Source organism: Arenibacter troitsensis (assembly GCF_900177645.1).
GTDB lineage: Bacteria > Bacteroidota > Bacteroidia > Flavobacteriales > Flavobacteriaceae > Arenibacter > Arenibacter troitsensis.
Window position 1 is genome coordinate 26,800 of record NZ_FXAO01000010.1, and the last position, 12,500, is coordinate 39,299.

At 40.9% G+C, this 12,500-nt stretch carries 7 protein-coding genes; 2 read left to right on the forward strand and 5 right to left on the reverse strand.

The window, feature by feature from the left end; translation table 11 throughout:
• Window positions 1-6: 6 nt before the first annotated feature.
• The 4 genes from B9Y87_RS18790 to B9Y87_RS18805 form a co-directional block, all read right to left on the reverse strand.
• Window positions 7-1,875 carry a M1 family metallopeptidase gene (locus B9Y87_RS18790; RefSeq protein WP_085500512.1) on the reverse strand — a complete coding sequence of 623 codons (1,869 nt, stop codon included), beginning with the start codon at window positions 1,873-1,875 and terminating at the stop codon, window positions 7-9.
• Between the two features lie 82 nt (window positions 1,876-1,957).
• Window positions 1,958-3,589: a S8 family peptidase gene (locus B9Y87_RS18795; RefSeq protein WP_085500513.1), complete on the reverse strand. Its 1,632-nt coding sequence runs from the start codon at window positions 3,587-3,589 to the stop codon at window positions 1,958-1,960.
• 114 nt (window positions 3,590-3,703) lie between these two features.
• Window positions 3,704-4,564, reverse strand: a complete 861-nt coding sequence (locus B9Y87_RS18800) for an MBL fold metallo-hydrolase (protein ID WP_085500514.1) — start codon at window positions 4,562-4,564, stop codon at window positions 3,704-3,706.
• Window positions 4,565-4,680: 116 nt separating this feature from the next.
• Window positions 4,681-6,462: a cation:proton antiporter gene (locus tag B9Y87_RS18805; RefSeq protein ID WP_085500515.1), complete on the reverse strand. Its 1,782-nt coding sequence runs from the start codon at window positions 6,460-6,462 to the stop codon at window positions 4,681-4,683.
• Between the two features lie 389 nt (window positions 6,463-6,851).
• On the opposite strand from B9Y87_RS18805, the gene B9Y87_RS18810 reads away from it, so the two are divergent.
• Entirely contained in the window at window positions 6,852-8,702 is a 1,851-nt protein-coding gene (locus B9Y87_RS18810) for a cation:proton antiporter (protein ID WP_085500593.1), read from the forward strand.
• A 108-nt stretch (window positions 8,703-8,810) separates the two neighbouring features.
• Complete coding sequence (locus B9Y87_RS18815) at window positions 8,811-10,274, forward strand: sodium:solute symporter (RefSeq protein WP_085500516.1); 1,464 nt, start codon at window positions 8,811-8,813, stop codon at window positions 10,272-10,274.
• A 104-nt stretch (window positions 10,275-10,378) separates the two neighbouring features.
• Here the strand turns inward: B9Y87_RS18815 and lepA are convergent, their stop codons facing one another.
• Window positions 10,379-12,175, reverse strand: a complete 1,797-nt coding sequence (lepA, locus tag B9Y87_RS18820) for a translation elongation factor 4 (protein WP_085500517.1) — start codon at window positions 12,173-12,175, stop codon at window positions 10,379-10,381.
• Window positions 12,176-12,500 lie beyond the last annotated feature (325 nt).

The following is a 12,500-nucleotide window of genomic DNA, read 5'->3' on the forward strand; positions in this document are numbered from 1 at the left end:
TTATTTTTACTCTTGGGCCTGCCAAACATTGTTTTCCTCATTTATATCTGCCATTAGTTGGGATGGATCCAATACAATGGCCTTAATGTTAGTGAGTTCCTTTTCCAAGATAAATTCGTAATTGGAATATGCCCAGGGCCAATCTTGCAATACGGTTCGTTTTAAATGGGGATATGGATTCTCTTTTTCACCATACATCATACGCAAGGGAGCGTAAAATGTTTCTTGGGTACCATCATTGTACAGCACCAAAATATCTAAGGGCATGGGCATAAGACCAATTCGTTCCAAACTTACCTTGGTTTTTTGTCCCTCTGCCTCTACCGTTTTAATACCGTAATCTATGGTGTTTGTTGTTTGGGTCCAATCTGTAAGGTACCAGTCCAACTCCATCCCGGAAACCTTTTCGGCAGTTCTTTTAATATCGTTTGGGGTAGGGTGTTTAAATTTAAAGTCCTGATAATATTTCCTGAGGGTTTCCATAAGTTTATCCTGACCAATGATATATCCCAACTGCGATAGAAAAATGGCTCCTTTGCTATAGGCGGCAACCCCATAGGCAAAATTTAGCTCATATCTATCGGAATGGGTGGTTTGGGGCTGTTCTTTACCGGAAGCCACCAAATTATAATATCCTTGATAGGAGCTTGCAAAGGGATTTTCCTTTTTTTGGTCCATGATCTGGTCCATACACAGACTGGAGATAAAGGAGGTAAAGCCTTCATCCATCCATTCGTGTTTGGATTCGTTGCTAGCCAGCACATGTTGGAACCAGGAATGTGCCAATTCATGTACCATAACCCCAACCAGGCTCCCAAAGTTTCTACCACCAGTGATAAGGGTACTCATGGCGTATTCCATACCGCCGTCGCCTCCTTGTATCACCGAATATTGTTCATAGGGATAATCGCCAATATTTTTATTGAAGAACTGCATGGCCTCTGCCGTTTTGGGCTGTAGCTTTTTCCAATTTTCTATAATTTCCTTATCGTTCTTATATAAAAAATGTAGCATTGGCCCATTCTCAACCTTTAAGGTATCGTGAAGGTAGTCCGGATCGGCGGCCCACATAAAATCATGCACCATTGGGGCCTTAAAATGCCAGGTAAGGGTTTTTCCCTTCGTCTTTTTTATTGTTGTTCCAGGAGTTTCGTAGCCATGGCCTATTTCCTCAGGGTTCTGTAAATAACCGGTTCCCCCTACTACATATTTTTTGTCCAAAGTAAGCTTAACATCAAAATCGCCCCAAACTCCATGAAATTCCCGGGCAATATAAGGATCCGCATGCCAACCTTCAAAATCATATTCTGCTAATTTTGGGTACCACTGACTCATGGAGAGCGCTACCCCTTCACTGCTGTTTCTACCACTTCGCCTTATTTGTAAAGGTATTTGCCCGTTGAAGGTCATTTCAAAGGTGGTTTTTCCACCAGCGGGAATGGGTTTATTTAATTCAACAACCAAAATTGTTCCCTCTTCCACAAAGGAAACGGCTTGGTTGTCCTGAGTTAGCGAAGTAACCCTGAGGTATCCTATTTCTTCCGGGCTCAGGCTTGCAATCCTACTTTTCCCATTGGCCATCATTCTACCGTCCGGATCGGCAATATTTTGTAGACGCATATCCATTTCACTGCCAGGTTGAAAGGCATTGAAAAAGAGATGGTAATACACTCTATCAAGTTCATCCGGGGAGTTATTGGTATAGACCAATTTTTGGGTACCGCTATATTGATATTTTTCAACGTCGACCTTTACATCCATGGAATAATCCACATGCTGCTGCCAATAGGAAGTATTGTTCTGTGCTTCCAATTGCGCCGTTAAGCTAAGAATGGCAATCACCAACCCAAAAAAAAGTCCTTTGTTATGTCTCATACCTACAATTTGAATAATCTATTTTTTTATGGTTCAAAGGCGTCCCATGTTTTTAGGCTGTCCAATGAGTTTTACTTATCCTTTATAGTTTTAATTTACCTCTGGAAACGGCATCTGCCATAATCAAGGCATTGTATGCGTTGACCATTTTACCGGATTTCGAGATCTTTTGAAAATCCATTGCTTTTGAGGCATCACCATCTACCACTACTTTGGATTTGGTAGTAAGTCCGGAATTCAACAATATCGCTTTAACTTGGGGGGCTGTTAATTTTGGATAAAAAGATCTTACAAGGGCGGCAACTCCTGCAACAGCGGGCGCGGCCATGGAAGTACCTCCCTGAAAATCGTATTCATTGTTGGGCATGGTGGAATAGATATCATCACCAGGGGCAAAAACATCTACGTTTATAAGGCCATAATTGGAAAATGAGGCCACCATTTCGGAACCATATTTGTTTGTTAATGCGCCCACAGTAATTACGTTATCCGCCATTTCTGGCCCATTATTGATTTGATCGTTGGGGAAATTTGGATTATTTGGGTCATCAAGATCTTCGCCTGAGTTTCCCGCCGCATGTACAAAAAGAACATCATTTTCCGCTGCATATTTAATGGCGTCATAAACCCATTCGGCATTTGGAGAATAAGCTTTTCCAAAACTTCCATTGATGATTTTGGCGCCGTTGTCTACGGCATAACGTATTCCCAAAGCAATATCCTTATCGTATTCATCTCCATTGGGTACAGCCCTGATACTCATAATTTCTACATTCTCCGCAACCCCGTTGGCTCCTAGGCCATTATTTCTTTTTGCGGCAATAATACCGGCAACATGGGTACCATGGCTTTCATCATCCACCCTGTTTTTAGGATTTCCGTTTCCGTAGTTTCTATCATCAAAATTATAAGGATCATCCCCTACTATTTTTCTGCCATCAAAGTCCACATTAAGATTATAGTTAAGTTGATCGGAAAAATGTTTAATGCCATCCTTAAGTTCTGAAATAATTTCTGGAATGGAATCCTTTATGCTCAACATTTGCATTAAAATACTAACGTTTCTCTGCATGTTTTCGTCATTGGATTTAATTTCGGTCAGGTCTTTTTTGGTATAGCTGTCTTTCCCCAAAAGTTCCTTAACCTCTTCATCCGCATTTTGGACTGCTTGCAGTATTTGTTCGTACTGTCCTTTGTTTTGAAGGGCTTTTTGATAATCCTTGTCCAGGTCGCTTTTGGCCTTGGCCTGAAGGGAAGCATCCCCTAATTTTTTGCCCACAATTCTTGCCATTTCCAATTGCTCGTTGTAGGATTCCCCTAAAAAGTTGTAACCGTGTATATCGTCTATATAACCATTGTTGTCATCGTCCTTATTGTTTCCCGGAATTTCTCCCTTATTCACCCAAAGAACATCTACCAAATCCTCATGGGTAAGGTCCATACCTGAATCCAGTACGGCCACAATTACCGTTTCCCCTTTTTTATTCCCGATTATTTCGGAGTAGGCCTTGTCCACACTCATCCCTGGAATAGTGTCGGTAAGCAGATCCGTGTGTCCCCAATTCTTTTTTTCGGCCTCGGTTAAATCCGATATTTTTAAGGGTACTGTATCAATATTTTCAATGGGGGTGGAAACTAGCGCAGTACTACCACAGCCATAAAGTAAAATTGAGGCCGATACGGCCAAAATAGCTCTGTTCAATGTTATTGTCATTTATTTATAGTGTTAGATTAGAATGTCTTATTAATTTGATTTCCAGAAAATTTTGCTTGAAAGCTTTCCATGAAGCCATGGTCTGCTATAAATAGGAGTCTATTATTTTTCATATTATTCAAAAAGCTGGGCAAAGGTATGTATTTCTTTTAAACGTATTCCCTTGTCCGTTGTTTGTAGGGTGCAGATTTGGTTGTGGGCATCGTGTTCCAAAAACAGATAGTAATCGTCTTTGACGGCCTTGTCCAAAAAAAGTGCTTTTTCTGAGAGTGTCAATAGCGGCCTTGTATCATAGCCCATAACATAGGGCAGTGGAATATGGCCTGCGGTGGGGAGTAGGTCCGCTGCAAATACCAGAGTCTTGTTCTTATAGTTAATATGGGGTATCATCTGTTTTTCCGTATGTCCGTCCACAAACAAAATTCCAAAATCCAATTCCGATTTTTCCGCGAAAGGGTTTCCCGTTCTTTCAACAAACCGCAACTGCCCACTTTCCTGCATGGGTATTAGGTTTTCTGTTAAAAAGGAAGCTTTTTCCCGAGCATTTGGTTCCGTGGCCCATTGCCAATGGGCCTTGTTGGTCCAAAAAACGGCATTTTTAAAAGCGGGTTCGTAACCGGTTCTATCCTTGTTCCATTGTATACTTCCCCCACAATGGTCAAAGTGTAAATGGGTCAGGAAAACATCGGTAATATCATCCCTGTGAAAGCCATATTTTTTTAGGGATTTATCCAAGGAATGGTCTCCCCACCTATAGTAATAACCAAAGAATTTATCGGATTGTTTATTGCCCATCCCGGTATCTATTAAGGTAAGTCGGTCGCCATTCTCAATTAATAGACATCTTGCGGCCATATCTATCATATTATTTGAATCTGCCGGATTGGTCCTGTTCCATATTGATTTTGGTACCACACCGAACATGGCCCCACCATCCAATTTAAAATTTCCAGATTCAATAGGGTATAATTTCATAGATAACCTAGTGTAAAGAAGGTGCAAATTAACAAAAGCACTAGGGATATTTCTTGAAACTTGGTTTTATTAGAGGTTTTTTAACACTTTATCAGCATTTTAGCATTGGTGTTTAGCTACTGTAGGTAAACAACGCTTTCCTTTGGCTTTATAACGTCCTTATAATGAAATGGTCGTTTTTGGCCATTTTCATCGAGAATTATAATAGGTAGGATATCTTTATTTTTGGCATTGTTTTTAAACCAGTTTCTGGTGGAGATTTCCTTTTCTATTTTTTCTGCCTTTTGCTCAAAATTGTTCGTGGTTATTTTGTAGGACCAAGGCACCATATCTGTTTTGTTGGCAAAGAGGGAAGAGGCATCCATGTGTTCCAATAGATTTAATCCTGCCCCATTTTCAACCGGGGAGACCAGCACTATTCTGTTTGGGATGTAAAAGGAGTTGTAGGCCAATTGTGCGGAAAGAAGATTAATCTCGCTATTTCCCGTTAGTGCTATAAAGGTTTTTGTATTTAAGGCGTTCGCCTCTTCAAACGCGTCTTCCCTAAGTCCGTTTCCATAGATAGCCTTTAAGCCCTGTGCCTTGGCTTCTTGTACCAAATCCTTATTGTAGTCTATAAGGATTACTTCGTTTTGTTCGGCCAATTGCTTGGCAATGAACAGCCCCAAAGGGTTTGCTCCAAGTATCAGGTAACCATTACGAGCTGCCTGTTTTACAAGCTCCCCGCGCTTTCGGAGCCAATTGGTGGTCCAAGTTAGGAATACTGGCACCGTAAGAGTGGTAGAAATGGCCATAAACACCAATATTGAAAAAATTTCCTGCGAAATAATGTTCATCTGAAGGCCTATTCCTGCAATAATTATTTCTACGGCCCCCCTTCCGTTCATGCCGGTACCAATAGTAAACCCTTCCCGCCAACCATAACCGCTGGGCAGATAAAAAAGTGTGGTTCCCAATATCTTTCCTACTACGGCACCTACAATGACACTTATCAGAAGGGCCAGGTCTGTTTGAAAGACCTCCAAAGTAACATGAAAGCCGGCCGTAACAAAAAATATGGGCGCTAGAAAACCTATGGAAATATCATGAAAGACAGCTGAAATATCTTTGAGAATCTGTCTGGAAAAAACACTATCCCTAATAAAGAGTCCGGCCATAAAGCTTCCCAAAATACCGTGAAGTCCGGCAAGTTCGGCCAACTCGGAAAAACCAAGCACCATTATAATCAAAATGGTAACTAGTATGGTCCGGCTCGTTAACTTGGCCTTTGTGAGCAATTTACCCAAAAGAGGAAATAAATAGATGCCGATTAACAGGGCCATGGTGAAGAATAGAATTGCTTTCCCTGCCACCCATACGAGGCCTGCGGTATCAATACTGCCAGCTTCCACATAACCTATAATCCCTGCAAAAATAATAAGTGCCAAGGTGTCCGATATTAGGGCTCCCGCCATAAGGACATATGCAATTCGAGTATCCAGAAGTTTAAGGTCTACGAGAATTCTACTCTTGGTGGCCAAGGAAGTGACCCCAACGGCAATCCCAACAAACAGTCCGGCAACGTGTGTACCCCCAAAATGTAATATAGTGTAATAGCCGAGCCCAAAAGGAACTATGAATCCACCAATGGCAGCAAGTAGGCCTGCCCATGAGGCTTTACCCAGATCCTTAAAGTTAATTTCCATGCCAATATAGGCCATAAGGAAAAGAATACCTACTTCCGCCAAAATGTCGAGGTCAGCTGAGGTTTCCAATACAGCCAATAACGCAGGACCCAAAATTATACCAATCAAAAGTTCCCCTAAAATGGCAGGGAAACCCATTCGTTTGGCCAGAATCCCCCCAAGCCAGGCAGCGGCCAATACCATCAACAAGTTTACTATATTCAGTTCTACCATAGTAGTAATGTATTGGTGGGAAAACCGATGAGAAAATACCTAAAAATTGGCTAATCCCAAAGAAACTGGAAACTTTATTAGTGAAACTCAACTTGGAGAAGTCAGTAAGACGCACTGAAAATGGCAAGTTGAACTAATCCCACCTTTTTCGGCGGGATCTAGCTTCAATACCTCGACCCTTGGGTCGACTCCTAATTATTGGGTTCAGGGCTTGCCCTGAGGTTTAATACCTTTTATTTCCACTAAAAAGATGGTGTCTTTTACAAATTCCCTGCAATGAATTGCCTTTGCCATGGAGGTAAAACGGCAATTTTTAATCGTGAGCCAAGGTTTTTTTACCATAGATGGATTTTTTCTATATTAAAACTTATCTTGCTTCAAATTTTTTTATGGTAGAACTAGCGGGAATAATTGTTCTTGGTATCATTGCACAATGGGTGGCATGGCGCTTTAAATTACCGGCCATTTTGCCTTTAATTCTTATAGGTCTATTGGTAGGACCTATATCTACTTTGTTTACGGAGGACGGTACCAAACTAATAAGACCCATCTGGAACAAGACTGAAGGTTTGTTTCTAGGGGAGAGCCTATACCATTTTGTATCCTTGGCCATAGGGGTAATATTATTTGAAGGCGGACTTACCTTGAAACGTTCCGAGATTACTAGAGTAGGCCCGGTAATTACCAAGTTGATTACCTTGGGTAGTGCAGTTACCTTTTTTTTAGCTGGGACAGCAGCGCATTTTATATTTGATTTACCTTGGCAAATCTCTTTTTTGTTCTCGGCGCTCATTATAGTAACGGGTCCAACGGTAATTACTCCTATCCTTAGAAATATTCCTTTGAAGAAGGACCTATCCGCGGTGCTGAAATGGGAAGGAATTTTGATAGACCCCATTGGTGCCCTTGTAGCGGTATTGGTCTTTGAGTTTATCAGTATCGGGGAAGGGCAGGGCTATACCCAGACCGGACTTTTGGAGTTTGTAAAGGTGTTGCTGCTGGGGTTCACTTTTGGTTTCTCCTTTGCACATGCCTTGACCTTGGCCATTAAAAAAAATTACGTACCCCATTATCTGTTAAATGTGGTATCCTTGTCCGTAGTGCTTTCGGTTTTTGTTATTTCAGAGCTTTTTGCACATGAATCCGGGCTACTCGCCGTGGTGGTTATGGGCATGGTCATGGGGAATACACAGCTTCCCAATATTAAGGAGCTACTTTATTTTAAGGAGTCGCTTAGCATACTTTTGATTTCTATGCTTTTCATTTTACTTTCGGCAAGTATGAATTTACCCGAACTGGAATTGTTGTATAGTCCTAATACGTTAATACTTTTTGCTATTGTAGTTTTTGTGGTTAGACCTTTGGGAGTTTTTATAAGCACTATGGGTTCCAATCTTAATTTTAGGGAAAAGTTGTTTATAAGCTGGGTTGGTCCCAGGGGGATTGTTGCTGCGGGGATAGCCTCATTATTTGGTTCCAAATTAATCTTGCGAGGGGAACCAGGAGCGGAATATATTACACCTTTGGTCTTTATGATTGTCTTGGGAACAGTACTTCTCAATGCATCAACCGCCAGGTTCATGGCCAAATTACTCGGGGTATTCTTGGAAAAGTCCGAAGGCATTCTCATTATAGGTGCTTCCAAGGTGCCTAGATTGATAGCCAGTTATCTAAAGAAAAATAATAGGCATGTGGTATTGATAGATAATAACCAGAACAATATAGAAAAGGCTAAAAACCTTGGGCTCGAGGCCTTTGTGGCCAATATCTATTCCGATGCCTTAACGGACAATATAGAATTGAACGATGTTGGATATTTAATGGCATTGACCGGTAACTCGGACATCAATGAATACGCTATTGAAACCTTCAAGAAGGAATTTGGGGAGCAGGGTTCGTTTAGGCTTGTAAATTCGGATGAAATGAACGATCCTGAAAATAATCCAATGGAAGGTCTTTTTTCACATACCGATGATTTTATTACCCTGACGGAAGCCGCTAGAAGTAATCCCGTAATTCATGAAATAGAATTAAAGGGCAAGGAACATTATGAGGGACTCATAGAAATTACCAAAGCGGATAAGGACATTGTTCCCATTTTTATAAAGACCTTGGACGGGGATTTAAAAATTATTTCTTCCTTCAGTAAAAATTTCGAGGATATTAAGGAAGGCTGTAAGTTGGTGTATCTTGGAAAGTTATTGGAGGCTGACAAGCAAGATAAGAAACAGAAAACATAGGTGGCTGGGTACTAAACCTGTACATTTGGCCAAAATGGCTATCCATGAATAATAGTTGAATAATACCATAAGAAAGAATACTTTAAGTTATAATTTAATCTAGCTGCATTGAATCCACTTCTAGTTTTAGCGATCATTTCCGTATACTTTGTTCTGTTAATGACCATTTCGTATTTCACTTCAAGAAATAGAAGTGACGAGTCTTATTTTACGGGGGACCGACAATCACCTTGGTTTTTGGTGGCCTTTGGAATGGTGGGGGCAGGACTTTCAGGAGTAACCTTTGTGTCCCTTCCGGGTATGGTAGGCAATAACAATTTCTATTTCTACCAATTTATTCTGGGGAATGTTGTGGGCTATCTCTTCATTACCTTTGTGTTAATTCCATTGTACTACAGGTTAAGGCTGGTATCCATTTATGGTTATTTGGATCAGAGATATGGGGTAAAGACCTATAAGACCGGGTCGCTGTTCTTTTTGGTGTCACAATCCTTTGGGGCAGCCTTGCGGTTATTGTTGGCCTCAAAAATTCTTCAGTTTGCCTTATTTGATCAATTGAATATTCCGTTTCCCATAACGGTAATCATCATCTTACTGTTGGTTTGGTTGTACACCAATAAATCTGGAATAAAGACCATTGTTTGGACAGATACCTTACAGACTACCTTCTTGGTTTTGGGCGCCATTATTACGATCTATACCATTACTACCTCCTTAAACCTGTCGTTTTCAGGAGCCATTCAACAGGTAACGGAGCATAAGTATTTTGAAGTATTCAATTGGGAAAACAAATCGAGCAATAATTTTTTCAAACAGTTTATTGCCGGTATTCTTGTGGCCATTGCCATGATAGGACTGGATCAGAACATGATGCAAAAAACATTGACCTGTAAGAACCAATGGGATGCACAAAAGAATACTCTGACCTACAGTTTTATTTTGGCCATCACCCAATTTTTGTTTTTGGGTTTGGGAATCCTATTATATATTTATACGGAGAATAACGGAATTACGTTGGCCGTAGGTGAAAACGGAGCACTTTTGGATACGGACAACCTGTTTCCAGATCTGGCATTGAACCACCTTGGTATTTTTGCGGGAATCAGTTTTTTGTTGGGAATCATTGCGGCATCATTTTCCAGTGTGGATTCGTCCCTAACCGCCCTAACTACTTCCTTTACCTATGATTTTCTGGATATCTCACATAAATCCAGTGCGGATAAAAAAAGGCTTAAAAATTGGGTTTTACTTGGGTTTTCGGTGGTATTATTTTTGATAATAATGCTCTTTGCAAACAGCAGGGGAGATGTGGTATCGCTTATATTCAAAGTAGCTGGGTATACCTATGGTCCGTTATTGGGCCTTTATATGCTGGGGATGTTTACCAAGATTGCCGTTAAGGATAAATGGGTGCCCCTTATTTGTGTATTGGCTCCCGTACTTACTTATTTATTGAGTGTGTTCTTTGCCCAATCCTTTAATTTCGACTTTGGATTTATCAATATAGCCGTTAATGCCGGGCTTACTATTTTGGGATTGTTATTGGTAAAACAAAAGGGGGAAACCGCTTGATTTCCATAGGCAGAAAGGCTAAGGATCACTAATTGGTACATGGCCCCCAAATATGGGATAATCGATATATTGACCTTATAAACTTATGGACTTTTCTATTTTCTTTAATCGTTCAGCTTAAGTACCGCCATAAATGCCTGCTGGGGTATTTCTACGTTTCCAACCTGGCGCATACGTTTTTTACCTTTCTTCTGTTTTTCCAACAATTTTCTCTTTCTTGAGATATCACCACCATAACATTTGGCGGTTACATCCTTTCTTAAGGCCTTGATGGTTTCCCTGGAAATTATTTTGGCCCCGATTGCGGCTTGGATGGGAATATCAAATTGTTGTCTTGGAATCAGTTCTCTAAGCTTTTCGCACATTTTTTTTCCAATGTTGGCAGCGTTGTCGGCATGTATTAAAGCGGATAAGGCATCCACAGGTTGTGCATTGAGCAATATATCTACCCTTACCAATTTGGAGGTACGCATGCCAATTGGCGTATAATCAAAGGAGGCATATCCTTTGGATACCGTCTTTAACCTGTCATAAAAGTCGAACACAATTTCCGCCAGGGGCATATCAAAATTCAATTCTACCCTTTCCGTGGTCAGATAGGTCTGGTTGGTAATCTGCCCTCTTTTATCTATACACAAGGACATAACGTTGCCAACAAAATCGGCCTTGGTGATAATCGTTGCCTTAATGTACGGCTCCTCTACGTGATCTAAAGTTGATGGATCGGGTAGATCGGATGGATTATTGACAATAATGGGTACATCCGGATTCTTGCGGGTAAAGGCATGGTAACTTACGTTGGGTACGGTGGTGATCACGGTCATGTCGAACTCCCGCTCCAAACGCTCCTGGATGATTTCCATGTGCAGCATTCCCAGGAAGCCGCAACGAAAACCAAACCCAAGTGCCGCACTACTTTCTGGTGTAAATACCAAAGAGGCATCATTTAACTGCAATTTTTCCATAGAGGAACGCAGTTCTTCATAATCTTCTGTATCTACCGGATAAATACCGGCAAATACCATTGGTTTAACATCCTCAAAACCTCCGATAGGATTTTTGGTTGGACTTGCCGCATCTGTAATGGTGTCCCCTACTTTTACTTCCCTAGCATCCTTTATACCAGTAATGAGATAGCCAACATCTCCCGCCTTTATACTTTGCTTGGGGTGTTGTACCAGTTTTAGGGTACCCACCTCATCCGCAAAATAGTTTTTATCCGTGGCTACGAATTTTATTTTTTGACCCTTTTTTATTTCCCCGTTAATAACCCTGAAATAGGTTTCTACCCCCCTAAACGGATTGTAAACGGAATCGAACACTAAAGCCTGTAGGGATTCATCAGGATTGCCCTTGGGCGCTGGTATACGTTCTATGATGGCCGTCAAAATTTCTTGGATTCCTAAGCCCGTTTTAGCACTAGCAGGGATAACGTCCTCTGGTTTACAACCCAATAAATCAACAATATCATCGGTAACTTCTTCTGGATTGGCACTGGGCAGGTCCACTTTATTCAATACAGGAATAATCTCAAGATCGTTTTCCAGAGCCAAATAAAGGTTGGAAATAGTCTGGGCCTGTATACTCTGGGCAGCGTCTACTACCAATAGGGCACCTTCACAGGCTGCTATGGAACGAGATACTTCATATGAAAAATCCACATGTCCAGGGGTATCAATTAGGTTCAGTACGTATTTCTCGCCATTATGTTCATAATCCATTTGAATGGCATGGCTCTTTATGGTGATCCCACGCTCGCGTTCAAGGTCCATACTATCCAATAACTGGTCCTGTTTTTCCCGTTCCGTTACCGAACCAGTAAAGTCTAACAACCTATCGGCCAAGGTGCTCTTGCCGTGATCAATATGTGCAATGATGCAGAAATTCCGTATGTTTTTCATGTATGCCTAATTTACTGGTCCTGAATAGGTGCTATAAAAATGCGTTTCAGTATCCCTTTTTTCGTGATCAGCATTTCATTGTCATCCAATGCAGATCAAAGCAACTGCAAAGATAGGCTTTATCCATGATTTTTAAAGTAAAATTCTCCAAGGTCGTTTTTGTTACCCGGGAGGGATAAAATTTGGCAGATGATTTCCGGGAATTTCTCGGGATAAATATCCGGTTTGTAGATTTTTACTACAAAATTTGGAGAAACTATTGTGGATTGTTAATAAAAAGTTAACTTTAACAATTTTTATAACGGATATGCCACTGTTTGTGACA

Coding starts and splice junctions, on each gene's coding strand:
- B9Y87_RS18790 (WP_085500512.1), bottom strand. CDS start 1,875: ATGAGACATAACAAAGGACTTTTTTTTGGGTTGGTGATTGCCATTCTT.
- B9Y87_RS18795 (WP_085500513.1), bottom strand. CDS start 3,589: ATGACAATAACATTGAACAGAGCTATTTTGGCCGTATCGGCCTCAATT.
- B9Y87_RS18800 (WP_085500514.1), bottom strand. CDS start 4,564: ATGAAATTATACCCTATTGAATCTGGAAATTTTAAATTGGATGGTGGG.
- B9Y87_RS18805 (WP_085500515.1), bottom strand. CDS start 6,462: ATGGTAGAACTGAATATAGTAAACTTGTTGATGGTATTGGCCGCTGCC.
- B9Y87_RS18810 (WP_085500593.1), top strand. CDS start 6,852: ATGGTAGAACTAGCGGGAATAATTGTTCTTGGTATCATTGCACAATGG.
- lepA (WP_085500517.1), bottom strand. CDS start 12,175: ATGAAAAACATACGGAATTTCTGCATCATTGCACATATTGATCACGGC.